We start from the raw sequence: 17462 nt of genomic DNA on the forward strand, positions 1-17462 counted from the left end.
CATTTTAATTATCAGTGATTAACGAGCAAAGTTAATCAAATAAAGGGAGCTTAGGCTCCCTTTTTACATTGCTTTACAAACTAATATAGGTAATCAACAGCTAGTTAGATATATTGCTAGTAGTGGAATAATAATAACTCTAGGGAATACTATGAAAACACGTCAATCATTTGCGTTAGCGGCTTTGTCGTTAGCTATTTTAGCGGGCTGTAATAAAGCTCCAGAACAAAATAATATAAAATCCGAGGCTGTACAGAGTGAAGCTGCAGTGGTTAATGTAACTGCACCGGTAGCCAATAAGATCCCTTTCGAAATGACTATTCATGGTGATACGCGCACCGATAATTACTATTGGATGCGTGACGATGAACGAAAAGATGCAGCTGTCATAGCACACCTTAATGCAGAAAATACCTATACTGATGCGATGCTAAAGCATACTAAAGCTTTACAAACTACTTTGTTTGAAGAGTTAAAAGGGCGCATTCAAAAAGATGATGACTCCGTGCCAACTAAAAGTGGCGATTATTATTATTCATCGCAAACGCGAGGGGATAATGAATACCCGACTTATGTTCGCAGTAGCGATGATAAGGGCACTGATCAACACGTTATATTAGATGTAAATGAGTTGGCAAAAGGCCATGACTATTTCGCGGCAACAGGTTTATCTGTCAGCCCAAATGGTCACTTATTAGCATATGGTGAAGACACGGTAAGTCGACGAATCTACTCTATTTTAGTGAAAGATTTAAAGACCGGTAAATTACTAGAAGATAAGCTCGAAGGGACAGATGGTGATATCGTCTGGGCGAATGATAATAAAACTTTTTATTACATTAAAAAAGACTTACAGACATTGTTAGGTTATCAGGTTTATCGCCATACCTTAGGTACGTCACAAGCACAAGATGAGTTAGTGTACGAAGAGACTAACACAAGTTATTACACTGGCCTTGGTAAGAGTAAAGATAAACAAGAAATTTATATTTGGCATGGCAGTACTAACGCTTCAGGTGTGTCGGTAATTGATGCTAATGACGTCAAGGCACAGCCAAAGCGCTTAATTGAACGTGAAGAAAACCTAGAATATGATATTGCTAAACTCGGTGATACTTATTACATAGTCACTAACCTTAACGCAGTAAACTTTCAGCTAATGACGGTGGATAAAGATAAAGCGCACGACAAAGCGAATTGGCAAACACTGATCGCCGCGCGTGATGATATTAAGCTTGAAGGCATCGATTTGTTCACTGACCATTTAGTGTATAAAGAGCGTGAAATGGGGCAATCTCGTTTAACGATACGCAACTTAAAGTCGGGTGATGAACAGCAGCTGAGCTTTAATGACAGCAGTTATATGGTCAGTACATATGGTAATAATGAATTAGATAGCGAAAGCTTACGAGTATATTATGCCAGTATGACGACGCCTGGTTCATCGTATGATATCGATTTGAATAGCACAACGAAAACACTGTTAAAACAGCAACAAGTGATCGGTGATTTTAATGCCGATAATTATGCATCGGAGCGACTATTTATTACTGCGCGAGATGGCGTAAAAGTACCGGTGAGTTTAGTTTATCGCAAAGATAAATTCAAAAAAGATGGCACTAATCCATTGTTACAATATGGCTATGGGTCGTATGGGGCAACCATGGATCCAAGTTTTTCTAGTAGCCGTTTGAGTTTACTTGATCGAGGCTTTGTATTTGCTATCGCGCATATTCGTGGCTCGCAGATGCTCGGTCGTCCTTGGTATGAAGATGGCAAGCTACTCAATAAAAAGAATACTTTTAATGACTTTGTTGATGTAACCAAAGGCTTAGTTACCCAGCAGTATGGTGCGCAAGATAAAATATTCGCGATGGGCGGCAGTGCGGGCGGCTTATTAATGGGCGCCGTGGCAAACCAAGCACCAGAGCTTTATCAGGGGATGGTTGCGGCTGTGCCATTTGTTGACGTAGTGACCACTATGTTAGATGCGAGCTTACCATTAACGACCAACGAGTACGGCGAGTGGGGCAACCCAGATGACAAACTATATTATGATTATATGCTGTCTTACTCACCGTACGATCAAGTGAGTAAACAAGCGTATCCAAATATGTTGGTCACCACAGGTTTGCATGATTCTCAAGTGCAATATTTTGAACCAGCAAAATGGGTTGCAAAATTACGTGAGTTTAAAACCGATGATAATAAATTACTGTTTAAAATTGATATGGAAGCAGGCCATGGTGGCGCATCTGGGCGTTTTAAAAGCCTTCAAGATACAGCTCTAAATTATGCATTTATCTTAGATTTAGCTGGTATTAAAAAGTAATAACTGATTTTAGTGTTTTACAATTAAGGCGTGACTTAGGTTACGCCTTAATTTTTTGTCTAAATTAAGTGTTGTGGTTTTGCACACTTGCTCGAGCTTAGCAGTATCGACGACGCTGATTAAAATCTAGACATTAAGACTGAAAAAGGTCAGCATATAGGTATTAACGAAATAAGGAGATGGTAATGGAAGATAATCAACAGGTTGAACCAGTTATAACGAGTAAAGATGAGCGTATGTGGGCGATGTTATGTCATTTAAGCGCATTAGCCGGATTTATTATACCTATGGGTAGTATCATCGGTCCGCTGATTGTCTGGTTAATAAAAAAAGACGAAATGCCATTAGTGGCTGAACATGGGCGTAAATCGCTTAACTTTCAAATCACTATGTTCATAGCATATATAGTGTGTTTGATTTTGATGTTTGCAGTTATCGGGGTAATTCTATTACCTATAGTCGCTATTTTCTCGTTTATTATGGTGGTGATTGGCGCAATCAAAACTAATGACGGTAAAGAGTTTAACTACCCATTTAGCTTACAATTGATAAAATAAACTACTCTTCATTTTTATCAAACCCAGCAAATGCTGGGTTTTTTATATGCATTAATAAAGGCTTAGATGGCTTATTTAACTCTGTTCTTTACTGCGTTTATTTCGGCAACATTATTGCCAAGCTCATCAGAAGTGGTACTCACAGCAATGGTGACCAAAGGAGAATATTTACTTTGGTTGTTATGGCTCAGTGCCACAGTTGGTAACGTACTAGGTAGTTGCGTTAATTACTGGTTAGGCACGCAAGTCATACGTTTTAAGGATCGGAAATGGTTTCCCGTGTCACAGGCAAGTATCGATAAGGCTGCAGAGCGCTTTGAAAAGTATGGTGTTTATAGCCTGTTGTTGGCATGGCTACCAATTATTGGTGATCCGCTAACAGTTGTAGGGGGCATTTTTAAAGTGCGCTGGTGGACATTTTTATGGCTGGTTACCCTTGGCAAAGGCGCACGTTACTTGCTTGTACTAGCCTTTGCCGTTGGGCTGGATAAGTTGCTTTAAGCTTTACTCCAATCGAGTGTTAGCGATACTGAATCTGCAAAACGCAAAGCGTGAGGTTTATCAACTCGCACTTTTGCATAATTCACGCTGCTATGGCTATGGCAAACACTGAGTATTTCTGCCACTAGTTTTTCAAGCAATAAAAAGTGACCTTGCTCAACAATACTAATCACTTCTTTGGTGATCACTTTATAATTAAGTGCTTGTTCAACTTGATCTGTTTCACAGGCTTGCTCAGCAGGATAGTGAATTTCTAAATTGATCACTACATCCTGCTTTTTCTCACGTTCATCGGGATTAAAGCCAATAAAAGTGCGCAGCCGTAAGTTAGTTACATGGATAATTGCATTGGCCATAGGATTAGCCTTTTACAAGTTGTAAAAACTCATTGCGGGTTTTTGGATCGGCTCTGAAGTTACCTAGCATTACCGACGTACGCATACTTGAGTTTTGTTTTTCAACCCCACGCATCATCATACACATATGTTTTGCTTCCACTATTACACCAACGCCTTTAGCACCGGTGACTTCTTCAACCGCTTTAGCGATTTGATGAGTCAGTTGTTCTTGAATTTGAAAGCGGCGTGCAAACATATCAACAATACGCGCAAATTTCGATAAACCCAGCACCTTGCCGTTAGGAATATAAGCAATATGACAGCGCCCTACAAATGGTAATAAATGATGTTCACACATCGAATAAAGCTCTATATCTTGAATTAAAACCATGTCATCTGCATCAGAAGTAAATACCGCATTATTGGTAATTTCTTCTAATGTTTGACGATAGCCTTTGGTCAAATATTCCATCGCTTTGGCGGCGCGTTTTGGCGTGTCTAATAGGCCTTCACGTTGTGGATCTTCACCTACAGCAGTAATAATTTCGTGGTAACTATTTTTTAATTGATCGTGCATAAATTTCTCGATTAATCCGTTATTTTAAATGTCTGCCACCATCTACGGGTAAAGAACGTCCCGTGATGTAATGGCTGCTAAGCAATAAATCGACGCTGTTTATAATTTCGCGACAACCGGGCTCGATGCCCATTAATGATTTTTTAAGGGTTTTTTCTCGGTACTCATCGCTATCGTGATCATTAAAAATAATTAATGAAGGGGCGATAGCGTTCACTTTAATATTCGGGGCAAACTTAGCTGCAAATGATTTTGTCATATTTTCTAAGGCGGCTTTACTTGCGGCATATGCGATATGCTTTGGATTTCCTTTTTCAACAACATAATCAGTTAAATGAATGATATCAGCAGGGTGTTGCTGCTGTTGCTGGAAATTTAACAGTAACTCGCTAAGCGCTAAGTTAATTAAGTAAGGTGCTTTAGCATGGATCCGCATCATGTTATCAAATAGCGTACTGCTATCTGGATTATTCGCTTCGCAATCCCAACTCGAGGCATTGTGGATCACCGCCTTTAAGCTATTTGTGTGCAGCTTTAATTGACTGACAAACTCATTAATGCCGTTGTCAGTGCTAAAGTCTGCGTAAACACATACAGCACCATGGGCAGATAATTCATCAATAGCGGGATGGCGAGTTCGGTAAGTAACGATAATAGCTTGCCCTTGGGCTATAAAATGTTTTGCCAGTGCTAAACCAATACGTTGGCCGGCACCTGTTATTAAAATGGGCGATGTCATAACTAAATACAAATCCTTAGGTTTTTTAATGCGATGAGCTGGATTACCATGTGTTTACTAACAACTATAAACTAAATTACAGAACTATTTCATCTTTACTGCAAAGATATTGCACTCATATAACAATCTGTTTGTACGCCGTAACGAACAGTTGCGATCATTTGCTCTGCGATGATTGTCAGGCATAATAATAAAACTTCAATTTATGATCTGTAACTATGCAATCACCACCTAAACCGATCCATAAACTGCGTATGATCCCTTGGTTATTTGTTGCTGGCGTGTATTGTTCATTAATTGCTTGGCAAGGCGCAAATGCTGCGCTACAAAGTGTTATCGCAGAGTTTAGCATTGTTGTGACTATGGCTTTTGGGTCTTTTGTTGCTGGTGGCACTGCACTTGGTGGTGGCGCAGTAGCATTTCCTGTGATTACTAAGTTACTGGCAATAGATCCTGTAACGGCAAAAGTATTCTCGTTAGCGATTCAAAGTTTTGGTATGAGTGCGGCCGCATTAACCATTATTTTTACTGGTATTCCATATTATCGCCAAGTGGTATTAATCGCAGCTCCTGCTGCATTAGTTGGCGTATTACTAAGCCTTACTTTTATTGCCGATCAATTACCAAGACTGGTGGTTAAAGGAGTATTTAGCGTACTTTTAATATGCTTCGCATTAACTCTTTTATGGCGTATTTACAGCAGGGTGCAACATGTATGTAGTCAAACCGATATACACGTTAGTACATTTAAAGTTGCATTAGTTGCTGTTATTGGAGGAGTTGCATCTGGCTTAGTTGGTTCAGGAGCTGACATTGCTATTTTTGCGTTATTGATTATCGCCTGCAACGCTAATATTCAAAAAGCGACTGCAACCTCGGTGATTATCATGGCAATAACGTCTGTGGTGGCAAGCATTGCTAACGTATGGTTCTTCAAGAGCTTAAGTAGCGAAATACAGTCGTATTTATTAGCGGCTATTCCAGTGGTCGTAGTTGGAGCACCGTTAGGGGCTTATGTTTGTGCTAAAGTGAAAAGCGGGCAATTAATCACATTTTTCTTATTGTTAATTGCCCTAGAAGTGTCATTTACGGTTTATGAGCTTATGACAGCCTAAAGATCGTCGTAAATGGTTGGAATAGCTTGGCGTTTATGTTGAGTGCGTAGATAAATTGCGATGAGTTTTTCACTTACCTCGTCACTGACTTCTTTGCCTTCTAAAAAGTCATCAATTTGTTCATAGCTTAAACCAAGGGCTTCTTCATCAGTAAGGCCTGGGCGATCACACTCTAGGTCGGCGGTTGGCGCTTTATTAACGAGTAAATCGGGTGCACCTAACTGCTTGGCTAATGCGCGTACTTGGCGTTTTGATAAGCCAAATAATGGCGCTAAGTCGCATGCGCCATCACCAAATTTAGTATAAAAGCCAGTAATGTTCTCGGCGCTATGATCAGTACCAACAACGAGGCCTTGGCACAGTCCGGCAATTTCATATTGCGCGACCATGCGTTGGCGGGCTTTCACATTACCTTTAATAAAATCAATTTGTGCTTGTTCCGGCAGTGCATCACCGCAACCTACTACTGCCGCTAATGCTTGCTCATGCATGCCGTCTGCTGCGGGTTTTATATTCACTGTTAGGCGTTTATTTGGTTGAATAAAATCAACAGCCAATTGCGCTTCAGCTTCATCAGCTTGCACACCATACGGTAAGCGAACCGCAATAAATTGATACTTGTCGGTTTGTTGCTGCGCATTTAATTCGTTAACGGCGAGTTGGCATAAGCGACCACAGGTAGATGAATCTACACCGCCACTAATCCCCAGCACTAAAGAGCGTGAATGTGCTGCCACTAAACGGTTTTTTATAAAGTTTACGCGGCGTGTGATCTCGTTGTTGACGTCTATATTTGGCTGGACTTTCATTTCTGCCACTATTTCAGCGCGCATGCTGAGCTCTCCTAATAATATTACTGGTTGTCATGGTTATACCAATTAGCTTAAAAGCATGATCTCTATTTAATGTAATTGGAATTATTATCTAATTCAAAGGGTTTAATTTAAAGCCCTAAATGTAGCTTAATTTTTTGTAATTCAGCTTTTAGCTCATCAATTTCAGCAAGTAACTCATTCAACTCGTCAGCTTTGAGTGCTGGCAATTCAGGTGGTTCTACTGCAACAGCACTTTGTGGATCAGCAAATAAATGGCTGTAACGGCTTTCACGTTTGCCGGGTTCTCGTGGGTGTTTAGTCACATGTTCGGCAGTCATCAAGGCATTTAATGCCGACTCAACTTCAGCAACATTATTAAACTCAGCGAGCCGATTACTGCGTGTTCTTAATTCACCAGGGGTTTGTGGGCCACGTAGCAGCATTAAACAAATAATAGCGCGCTGTTGCTCCGTTAACTGTAAATTACCAAATTCAGTATTGCAAAAGCGATGTGCGAACTTAGTTACGCGTCCAGATAACCCTTCGTCTAATGTAACTAACCGCTGGGAAACTAACGAGTCTAGCGCCTCTTGTACTTCAGTTTCGCTGAGCGTGAGCACTGGCTCTCGGTTCGATTTTTGATTGCACGCATTGGTCAATGCATTTAGTGACAGCGGGTAATGCTCTGGTGTGGTGCTTTGTTTTTCAAGTAGGCAGCCGATCACACGTTGTTCAATAGCAGTGAGTTGCATAATAAATCCTTCTTTTTGTTATGCCTTAGCTTACACCTTTATTGTTTACCAAGCCATTGTTGCAGTTTCGGATTAAGCGCATCAAAATCGAGTGGTTTGGTTAGGTAATCAGTCATTCCTGCACTGAGGCATTTATCTCTATCGCCTTGCATAGCATTTGCGGTTAACGCAATAATAGTTACGTTTTTGTAGTATTCACCCGCATCCCCATTACGGATTGCCTTAGTTGCTTGGTAACCATCCATTTCTGGCATCTGGCAGTCCATTAACAATAGCTTGTATGGTTCTGTGGTTTTGCTTTTTAGTTTTTCAATAGCTTCCAGACCATTTTCAGCGATATCAAAATTAATGCCTGCTTGTTTTAGTAATGCACAGGCAACGACTTGATTTACTTTATTGTCTTCTACCAGCAGGATTTTGTCTTGATTTACAAAGTGTGTATTGTTGATTGCAATACTTGCTGGTAGTGCATTGTTATTTTGTTGTTGCTCGATAAATTTTTCATTCGCCAAAGAATCAAACAAGTCCGAAGGCGTTAGTGGTTTAAAAATCATGCAATCGGCTTCGATTGGCAAGTTTGCATGTGCTTCTTGTGAGAAACTCATTGGCGCCATAAGGATCAGTTTTACGTGATGCTCGCTTAGGTAAATTTTCAATGCATTAATTGCAGCAGCGTCGGCTTGCTGAAAAAAGCTATAATCAAGCAGCACAGCATCAATCAATTCATCGCTCGAATTGAGATAATAACTCAAGGCTAGGTAGTTTTTGAGGATATGCGCACGCGCTCCCCACACGTTTAGCTGTTTTTGCGCAATTGAGCTATTTAACGGGCAAGTATCGACAATTAAAATATGTTTGTTTTTAATTAAATGACTCGGTAAGTCTTGTTCTTTACCCAGTAGCGGCTGTACTTTAATGGAAAAAGTAAAGGTACTGCCTTGGCCATAAACACTCGTGATATTGATTTCTCCATCCATCAAATTACAAAGCTGCTTAACAATCGCCAGGCCCAACCCTGTGCCGCCATATTGGCGAGTAGTTGAGGTATCGGCCTGAGTGAAAGAATCAAATAATGAAGCTTGTTTGTCGGCTTTAATACCAATACCGGTATCAATAATTGAGCAATCTAAAAAAGTCCCGTTAGTGGTATTTTTTAAGTTTGCGCTCACGATAATTTCACCATTATGAGTAAATTTAACGGCATTACCGAGTAAATTATTAATAATTTGGCGAAGCCTATTTGGGTCACTAACAATCTTATTTACATTAATTTTAGTGGCATCTAAAATCAGTTTAGTATTATGTTGCTCTACTTTAAGGGCAAATGACTCGACCACTTCACCGAGTAATTTCGGTAAATTAAAAGCAATCTTTTCGATATTTAATTTACCAGCTTCAATTTTTGAAAAATCCAGAATATCGTTAATTATATTAAGCAGCGATTGCGCTGATGATTGTGCTAATTCAATATGATGCGCTTGCTGAGGATCTAACTTAGTCTGTTGCACAATATTAAGCATCCCGAGCACACCGTTCATCGGGGTGCGAATTTCGTGGCTCATGCTCGCTAAAAACTCACCTTTAGCGGTTACAGCTTGTTCCGCTGCTTCTTTTGCTGTGACTAATTGTTGCTCGGTTTCTATACGTTGCTCGCTAGAATATAAACTGCCAATTAAAGCGGCAACGGCAATTAAAAAGCTTTCTTCGTTACGCGACCATACCCGCGGATACTGACAATGCTCAGCACAAACAATACCAATCGCCCCGCTTCCTGTAGGGATAGATACACAAAGCATTGATTTTATGTCGAAAGGAGCTAAATAGAGCGCTGTAAGCGGGGCTGTAAATTTATTGCTCAGTGCATTTGAAGCGCGGATCACAGCTTGGTTATCAATGGCTGTAAAAAAATTATTTAACTCAGTTTGCTGCCATGCTGGTAACACGGTGTTATCTGGGCCGTGTTTACCATGATGGGCAAATGATTGCAGTTGATCTCTTGCATCATTGAACAGCCATATACTGGCACGTTCAACATTGAATGCATCGCAAATTGATTGTGTAATAATATCTTTTGCTTGTTTTAAATTACCAGTTAGCACTGCGTTATTAACGGTAAGTGAGGCGAGTACCTCGTTGTGCAAAGCGGTTTTACTGCTTTCTAATTCAATGCATTTACGGACGTTTATATCTTGTAAAGAGCCAAAAATCTTAATACAGCGGCCATTACGGATTTCGGCCTCACCATGCACTAACACCCATAAAGCATTACCTTTAGAATCGATAACTTCGAGCTCAACTTCGTAACTTTCACCATATTTAATCGCTCGCTCAACGAGCTTTTTTATCGTGTCACGGCTTTCGCCTTCTTTAAAGTAAGTAAAGTTCGTTGGCCAATTCGGTTGTTCGTCTAGTGGATATTTGAAAATGTTTTTGGTCATATCTGACCAATATACTTGTTGTGTTTCAAGGTTAAATGACCAAGCGCCAATTTTTGCAAGACTACTCATTGTCACTAGCATTTTTTCATTTCTTAGCTGGCGATTGAGCATTTTTAAGAATAATAAAAAGGCTAAAATTAATAGCCCGCAAATAGTAAATATTGCTAATCTCAGCGGCCAAATCGCAGAATTTGGAGGTGCCCAACCAACTTTAGGAGTAACAAAAATTTCCCACTCGCCACCTTGAAAGGTTAAAGTAAATGCCAGAGGGTTACGCTCTAAAATATCCGCTTTACCACGGAAAAACTCTCCTTTTAGACCCAAGCCATTGCGTCCTTGGATGGCGACATCATAGTCTTCTTCTAGTTCGAAAATACCCGCTCTTTCATATATTTTGTCTATGTCGAGTACCACCGAGAGCAGTCCCCAAAAATGGTTGTCAGGGGGAAGGTAAACAGGGACTCGGGCAATTAATGCCTCACCACCTTGCACTAATGTAAGTGGGCCTGCCATAACTATTTCATTGTTATCACGCGCACGAATTGCATCTGCACGTTGTGCTTTGTTCTCTAAAAAGTTTAGCCCTATGGCTTTTTCATTGCCTGCCAATGGGTAAGTCATGCGGATCACCATATTAGGTGCACCACCGATATTGCGTAATTCAGATGAGGTGTCGAATAATGGTGCGGCAATTTGGGCAAAACGTTGTTGATCTAAATTAGGCTCTGCAGCAACTGCAACAGCTAAACCACGCACCAATTGAATATTCGATACTAATGTTGATTCAAGTTGAGTACGGTAGCTACTTACTTCAGATAAAATTAATAGTCGATGAGATTCTTGGGCACGTTTATAACTGATCTGATCAAGCACTAAACTGATTAATAAAATAAAAACGAGCGAGCACCAAAATATCAGTTTAAATTTGTAGACTTGTTTGTGATCATCTGTTTTTAACAATGGCATTAGCGACTTGTGCTTTTATATTTGGCTGTTCAACTATAGTCAATTTATCACGGAAATAAAAATAGTCCGATCAATTGAGCTATTTGCTTTTTTATTTAAATTACCGCACTTTTTTCATAAAACTATGGTTATGATAGAGCTAATCAAGAGTAAAAGGACTGGTTCATGTTTAAAATTATCAAGTGGTTGGTGTTAGCAATCGTAATTTTAGGATTAGCTGCAACAGCAGTTATTTATGGTGTACTGTCAGTTAGCTTACCGGCGCTTGATGGTAATGGGCGTAGTAACCACGTCAGCCAAGCGGTAAAAATCTCCCGAGACCAACTGGGTCAAGCAGTTATTTCAGCTGAGAACCGCCTTGATGCTGCGTATGGTTTAGGTTTCGCACATGGTCAAGACCGATTTTTTCAAATGGATTTGTTGCGCCGTAATGCTGCAGGTGAATTGAGTGAACTGTTTGGTAAAGCAGCATTAGGTTTGGATAAAAAAATGCGCTTCCACCAGTTACGAAAACGCAGCGCTGCGATTGTTGAGCAATTGCCTCAAGCAGATCAAGCACTATTAACAAGTTATGCCGCTGGCGTTAACGAAGGCTTAGCACAGGTAGGCTTTAGCAGTTTTGAATATTTACTAACAGGCGCTGAGCAAAAGCCTTGGCGCAGTGAAGACTGTTTGTTAGTGATTTACAGTATGTACTTAGATTTACAAACGGCGACCTTTGAACGTGACCAAGCGTTAATTCAAATTGCCGATATTTATGGCCCAGAAATGGTCAGTTTTTTAACTCAACCCAGTCAATATCAAGCGGCTTTAGATGGCAGCACACTCGCACCTTATAATTTAACTATTCCTGAATTTCCTAAGCAAACCTTACAAGCTTTACTCAGGATTGATGCAAATCAAGAACGTGGTAGTAATAACTGGGCGGTGACTGGGCAGTTAACTACCACAGGTGCTGGGATGCTGTCGGATGATATGCACTTGTCGATGGCGGTGCCGGTTATTTGGTATCGTGCGCAACTTAACTATGCAATGTCAGGAAAAGTGAGCCAAGTGACAGGGGTTTCCTTGCCTGGCGCACCAGCAATTGTGGTGGGAACTAATAACAATATTGCGTGGGGATTTACTAATGGTTACCTCGATACTGCCGATTGGGTAGCATTAACTGATAACAGTAAAACATGGCAAGAAGTTGAGCAAATAGCACTACCCGATGGGTCAATTGAAGAATATAAGCTGACATTGAGTGAGTATGGTCCAGTGCGAGAAATAAATGGCAAGCCTTATGCGCTTAGCTGGGTTGGCCATCAACCTTATGCAGTCGATATGGATTTATTGAAATTAGAACAAGCAACCACTGTCGATGACGCGCTGCTGATTGCCAGTGAAGTGGGTATTCCAGTACAAAACTTAATGGTGGTAGATAGCCAAGGCAATGCGGGTTGGAAAAATATGGGAGCCATTCCAGGGCGTATTAAGCCCAGTGAACTAGCTGTTCAGGAAAATGACTACTCAACACTTTGGCAGCATAATGAACAGCAAAGGCCGGAAGTTAAAAATCCTGTTGATGGCCGTTTATGGACTGGGAACTCTCGCGTTGTATCGGCTTTGGATGACCAGCGTTTTGGTAATGGTGGTTATGCCTTGGGAGCACGATCGAGTCAAATTCGTGATAGATTATATGAAAAGCAACATTTTAATGAAGCTAATTTTAACCAGTTGCAGCATGATAATCAGGCGCGCTTTTTACAACCGTGGCATAACTTATTGCTGCAACAGCTTAATAGAAATAGTTCGGCTAATCAGCAGTACATAAAAGAGTTAGATAACTGGCAAGGTTGCGCCTGTGCAATGTCAATAGGCTACACGCTGGTTAGGCGTTATCGTGATGAAGTTATCAATAGTGTATTTACGGCTATGCAAGCAAATTTACAGGCTCAGGGCGGTTCATTAAAGTATGTTAAACGTGATTTAGAGCCGGCAATATGGCAGCTTATTGAACAGCAACCAGATAGCTGGTTAAATCCACAATTTGCTGATTGGGATGCACAATTAACTGATTCATTTAGTCAAGTTGTCAGTAATTTAAGTAAAGAGTTTGGCAGTAACTTAAAAGGTTGGCAGTGGGGGACAGTTAATGAATTGGTTATTGAGCATCCATTCGCACAGCAAATACCACAACTAAGTAAATTATTAAATATGCCGACAGCGCCAGGATTTGGCGACAGTTATATGCCAGCAGTGCAGGGGCGTAGTTTTGGTGCGTCACAGCGATTTATTGCTCAACCTGGGCATTTAGAAAACGCCATAATGGCCATTCCCGGTGGCCAGTCAGGTCATCCACTATCGCCATTTTATCGCGCAGGATTTGATGACTACGTAGCTGCAAAACCAACGCCGCTATTACCGCAAACACTAATGCATGAGATCACAATATTACCTGCAAATGAGCTTTAAATGAGTAAAGCCACCTTGTTTTGAGGTAGTGGCCGCTTGATTTCGGCCATTACTTTTACTCTTATAAAGTGCAATTAACCTAAGCTTTAGGTCGAAAACCGCTAAACCAGCGTTAATGTTAGCTGAGCAAAGAGCTGTAAAACTAAAAATTTATACCTACTTATACTTACTTCAACACTGTTGTTGGTGCTATCTTAAAAATAAACCAGCGCTAGGTATGCTGCACTAAGCAAGCGTTCAGAGCTGATCACGTATTATGCGCGTATTGAACTATCAAATTTAATGTCCTACGCCTAAAGGAGTTGTGTATGTCGGCAGAAAAAACCCATCTTGAGATTTGTAATTTAACTAAAGAGCAGTATCCACAAGTAAAAACTTTGATGGATCAGGCTTATCCAGATTTAGGTGGTGCATGGCCAAGCCATACTATATTTAGACTGATTGACCAGTTCCCTGAAGGGCAGTTGGGCATGGTGGATGATGGCGTGCTGGTAGGGATTGCGTTGAGTGTGCAAGTTGATTACACGCGCTTTTCTAATCCGCACACCTATGAAGATATTGTTGACGGCCATGACCGGGTATTTAGTGACCCCGATGGTGATGCGCTGTATGGCTTAGATGTGGTTATTTCGCCTACTCATCGTGGTATGCGTTTAGGGCGCAGGCTTTATGATGCGCGTAAAGAATTATGTCGTCAGTATAATCTGCGGGCTATTTTGGCGGGCGGACGTATTCCGCGTTATTACAATCATAGCAGTGACATGAGTCCAACAGAATATATTGCCAAAGTCGATCATAAAGAGCTGTATGATCCAATTTTAAGTTTTCAATTGTCGAATGATTTCCAGGTTAAACGCTTACTTAAAAAGTATTTACCGGAAGATCAAAATTCGGTGGGTTATGCCACGCTACTTGAGTGGAATAACATTATGTTTGAACCGACCGACACGGTACTTGAATCAACGAAGTCGATAGTGCGAGTAGGCGCAGTGCAATGGCAAATGCGCAGTGTTGAGTCGGTTGAAGAAATGCTCACGCAGGTCGAATATTTTGTAGACACAGTGTCTGATTACAAAAGTGATTTTATTCTTTTTCCGGAGTTTTTTAATGCGCCACTAATGGGGCTTACAGAGCAAAGAAATCAGACCGAGGCTATTCGTTATTTAGCCGAATACACGGAGACTTTTCGTGATGCGATGTCGCGTATGGCGATTGAGTATAATGCGAATATTATCACCGGCTCAATGCCGCTTGCTGAAGGCGATAAAATCTATAATGTCAGTTATTTATGCCATCGCAGTGGTAAAATTGACGAACAACGTAAAATTCATATCACGCCTCATGAACAAAATGACTGGGTGATTCAAGGTGGTGACAAAATTGCGGTATTTGATACTGATGCTGGACGCGTGGGTATTCAAATTTGTTACGATGTTGAATTTCCTGAATTGTCACGTATTTTAGCAAAACAAGGTCTCGATATTCTGTTTGTGCCATTTTGGACCGACACCAAAAATAGTTATTTACGAGTACGCCACTGCGCGCAGGCGCGGGCCATTGAAAACGAATGCTACGTGGTTATTGCCGGATCGGTAGGTAACTTACCAGAAGTTGAAAGTCTTGATGTGCAGTATTCACAATCAGCGGTATTAACACCGTCTGATTTTTCGTTCCCTCATGATGCTACGCTTAATGAAGCAACCCCCAATACTGAAATGCTGTTATTTAGTGATTTAGATATGGATAAATTAAAAGTTCTGCACAGTGAAGGCACGGTGCGTAACTTAAAAGATCGTCGTGAAGATCTGTACGATGTAATATTGAAAAAGAGAGAAAATTAATGGCGTGGATTTATTTAATTATTGCAGGCTTGCTGGAAATTGGCTGGCCTGTAGGATTAAAAATGTCGCAAGAGGGTGAACATCGCTGGTTAGGTATTGGCATTGCAGTGGCGTTTATGGTCGCCAGTGGTTTTATGTTATGGCTGGCACAGCGTGATATTTCGATGGGGACTTCCTACGCTGTGTGGACAGGTATTGGCGCGGCAGGAACATTTTTAGTAGGGATACTATTTTATAATGATGCAGCAACATTCGGCCGTATTGCCGGTGTATTAATGATTATTAGCGGCGTTATCACATTGAAAATCAGCCATTAATTCAGTGAATTAAAAAATCGAAAGGCGGCCACGTTGCAGTGAGCCGCCTTTGTTGTTTATATCGAAGGTAACATGACTAATACTGCGGCTATAGCAATTAACACCAGCCCTGCGGTATCTTGACGTTTTAAAGGCTGCTTGAGCCATAAAACTGAGATCAAGATTGTAAAAAATACTTCTACTTGCCCTAAGGTTTTGACATAGGCAACATGCTGTAAACTCATCGCACTAAACCAACCAATCGAGCCTATGCAGCTAAAAAAACTCACCGCACTGGTGGTTTTTTTATGGTTCCACATAGCGCGAAATGTTGAGCGTTCCCTTACTGTAATATAACCACATAGCATGATAGTTTGCAGGCTGATAATAAGCAGTAAAACCCATGCTGCGGAATAAGGAAACGACAGACCTGAGTTTAGGCTTGCTTCGCGTATCCATGATGAGGAAAGTGCAAATGCTGTCCCACAGGCCAAGCCTAGTAAGGCTGTTTTTAAGCTAAAGTGCTTAATGTTAGCAATTCCACTTAATAGTAATACTGCAATTGAGCCAATAAACACGCCAAGCCAGCCTAATAAAGATAGCGTCGCGCCAAAAAATAATACTCCTAGTATAGCCGCAACGAGAGCTTCACTTTTTGCAAGACCAGCACCAACAGCAAAGTTATTCATTTTAAATAACGTCACCATTAATCCTGTTGCAATAATTTGCACTATGCTCGCGCCGACAATGTAGCTAATAAAAGCTAGGTTGAAGGTGGGCAAGGGGGCATCTTGATAGAGATATAATGAAATGAGGTATGCCAAAGCAAGTGGGCTTGCAAGTATAAAGCGCGCTAAGGTGACGCCTGCAACACTCACATGCGCACTTAGTTTACTTTGTAAAGCGTTGCGCCACGACTGCATAAAAGCGGCTAAAATAGTTAAAAAGATCCAAGTCATAATGAAAAAACAGCAATTCACAGAGGCGGATAAGTTACCAGTGCCAGGGCTCTAAAGCGAACTAAGATTCCATAAAATGAAAATATCTTTGCTGCGACAATATGCCACAGCTGCAAATCCAACTTTTTGGGCTATAGTTATCGCGATGTTATTGTTAGTCGCAATGCCTTGTATTTATTTCATATAAGTCATTGCGGCTTTTTTATTACTCAAGTCAATTACGCGATCAGTTTAGCTGTGCTAAGTTAATGAAAACTATGATTAGGAGTAACGATGACGATATTACTTATTTGCGCACTACTTGCTGTACTGATGCCTTACTTTGCCAAGGCCCCCGTGGCATTTGCAATGAACAAGCTCGATGGCTACGATAATAAGCACCCAAGAGAGCAACAGTCTAAGCTCACCGGATTTGGCGCAAGGGCGCTGGCAGCACATCAAAATTGTTTTGAATCATTGGCCGTGTTTGCTGTAGCGTTAGCCACCGTGCTGGGCACCAATAATGTCCACCAAGTTACTGAGCTATTAGCCATTACTCATATTATTGCCCGCGTTCTATATTGTGCTTTTTACTATCTAAATTTAGACGTACTGCGTTCTTTATCATGGCTGGTTGGTTTAGCTGCTGCAGTCGCTATGATTGTTGTGTGCTTGTAATACCAATCGTGTTAAGTTACTGACCATTTATAGCGACAGATAAATACAGTGATAACAAGGCGTAAATTTTGACATGTAGTTGTTCTACTTGAAAAAATTATAACGCAGTTAGCGCTTTATTT

General features: G+C 40.8%; 15 protein-coding genes. 8 read left to right on the forward strand and 7 right to left on the reverse strand.

Translation table 11 applies throughout. The annotated features are described in order from the left end of the window. The first annotated feature begins 151 nt into the window (after positions 1-151). The 3 genes from H5183_RS01640 to H5183_RS01650 all read left to right on the forward strand — a co-directional run bounded on the left by H5183_RS01640 (position 152) and on the right by H5183_RS01650 (position 3390). Positions 152-2332 (forward strand): S9 family peptidase, encoded by a 2181-nt coding sequence (locus H5183_RS01640; RefSeq protein ID WP_182730737.1) that lies wholly within the window; start codon positions 152-154, stop codon positions 2330-2332. Positions 2333-2517: 185 nt separating this feature from the next. Continuing rightward, positions 2518-2889 carry a DUF4870 domain-containing protein gene (locus H5183_RS01645; RefSeq protein ID WP_145239994.1) on the forward strand — a complete coding sequence of 124 codons (372 nt, stop codon included), beginning with the start codon at positions 2518-2520 and terminating at the stop codon, positions 2887-2889. 66 nt (positions 2890-2955) lie between these two features. Next, entirely contained in the window at positions 2956-3390 is a 435-nt protein-coding gene (locus H5183_RS01650; protein ID WP_145239992.1) for a YqaA family protein, read from the forward strand. Here H5183_RS01650 and folX read toward each other — a convergent pair. The 3 genes from folX to folM are packed head-to-tail and all read right to left on the reverse strand — an operon-like array spanning position 3387 to position 5044. After that, positions 3387-3746, reverse strand: a complete 360-nt coding sequence (folX, locus tag H5183_RS01655) for a dihydroneopterin triphosphate 2'-epimerase (RefSeq protein WP_145239990.1) — start codon at positions 3744-3746, stop codon at positions 3387-3389. The two genes, H5183_RS01650 and folX, sit on opposite strands and share 4 nt — an antisense overlap. A 4-nt stretch (positions 3747-3750) precedes the next feature. Further along, positions 3751-4305 carry a GTP cyclohydrolase I FolE gene (folE, locus tag H5183_RS01660; RefSeq protein ID WP_145239988.1) on the reverse strand — a complete coding sequence of 185 codons (555 nt, stop codon included), beginning with the start codon at positions 4303-4305 and terminating at the stop codon, positions 3751-3753. 19 nt (positions 4306-4324) lie between these two features. Beyond that, complete coding sequence (folM, locus tag H5183_RS01665) at positions 4325-5044, reverse strand: dihydromonapterin reductase (RefSeq protein WP_182730738.1); 720 nt, start codon at positions 5042-5044, stop codon at positions 4325-4327. Positions 5045-5262: 218 nt separating this feature from the next. Here folM and H5183_RS01670 point away from each other — a divergent pair, with 218 nt between their 5' ends. After that, the gene (locus H5183_RS01670) at positions 5263-6159 is read left to right on the forward strand and encodes a sulfite exporter TauE/SafE family protein (RefSeq protein WP_182730739.1); all 897 of its coding nucleotides are present in this window, start codon (positions 5263-5265) and stop codon (positions 6157-6159) included. On the opposite strand, the gene nadE is transcribed toward H5183_RS01670, so the two are convergent. From nadE to H5183_RS01685, 3 genes are all read right to left on the reverse strand, one after another. Then, positions 6156-6992 carry an ammonia-dependent NAD(+) synthetase gene (nadE, locus tag H5183_RS01675; protein WP_149982194.1) on the reverse strand — a complete coding sequence of 279 codons (837 nt, stop codon included), beginning with the start codon at positions 6990-6992 and terminating at the stop codon, positions 6156-6158. The genes H5183_RS01670 and nadE overlap by 4 nt on opposite strands. A gap of 110 nt (positions 6993-7102) precedes the next feature. After that, the gene (locus H5183_RS01680; protein ID WP_145239982.1) at positions 7103-7726 is read right to left on the reverse strand and encodes a YceH family protein; all 624 of its coding nucleotides are present in this window, start codon (positions 7724-7726) and stop codon (positions 7103-7105) included. A 38-nt stretch (positions 7727-7764) separates the two neighbouring features. After that, complete coding sequence (locus H5183_RS01685) at positions 7765-11130, reverse strand: ATP-binding protein (protein ID WP_182730740.1); 3366 nt, start codon at positions 11128-11130, stop codon at positions 7765-7767. Between the two features lie 165 nt (positions 11131-11295). Here H5183_RS01685 and H5183_RS01690 point away from each other — a divergent pair, with 165 nt between their 5' ends. From H5183_RS01690 to H5183_RS01700, 3 genes are all read left to right on the forward strand, one after another. Continuing rightward, positions 11296-13587: a penicillin acylase family protein gene (locus tag H5183_RS01690; protein ID WP_182730741.1), complete on the forward strand. Its 2292-nt coding sequence runs from the start codon at positions 11296-11298 to the stop codon at positions 13585-13587. Between the two features lie 308 nt (positions 13588-13895). Further along, on the forward strand, positions 13896-15428 hold the full coding sequence (locus tag H5183_RS01695) for a bifunctional GNAT family N-acetyltransferase/carbon-nitrogen hydrolase family protein (protein WP_145239976.1): 1533 nt from the start codon (positions 13896-13898) through the stop codon (positions 15426-15428). Further along, on the forward strand, positions 15428-15745 hold the full coding sequence (locus H5183_RS01700) for a multidrug efflux SMR transporter (protein ID WP_149982191.1): 318 nt from the start codon (positions 15428-15430) through the stop codon (positions 15743-15745). Before H5183_RS01695 ends, H5183_RS01700 begins: the two co-directional genes overlap by 1 nt. Before the next feature lie 56 nt (positions 15746-15801). On the opposite strand, the gene H5183_RS01705 is transcribed toward H5183_RS01700, so the two are convergent. Continuing rightward, positions 15802-16683, reverse strand: coding sequence for a DMT family transporter (locus H5183_RS01705; RefSeq protein ID WP_145239974.1), 882 nt, complete (start codon positions 16681-16683; stop codon positions 15802-15804). Between the two features lie 273 nt (positions 16684-16956). Here H5183_RS01705 and H5183_RS01710 point away from each other — a divergent pair, with 273 nt between their 5' ends. Next, entirely contained in the window at positions 16957-17340 is a 384-nt protein-coding gene (locus H5183_RS01710) for an MAPEG family protein (RefSeq protein ID WP_182730742.1), read from the forward strand. The last annotated feature ends 122 nt before the right edge of the window (positions 17341-17462 follow it).

It is taken from the genome of Pseudoalteromonas sp. SR44-8, assembly GCF_014163635.1.
Lineage (GTDB): Bacteria > Pseudomonadota > Gammaproteobacteria > Enterobacterales > Alteromonadaceae > Pseudoalteromonas > Pseudoalteromonas rhizosphaerae.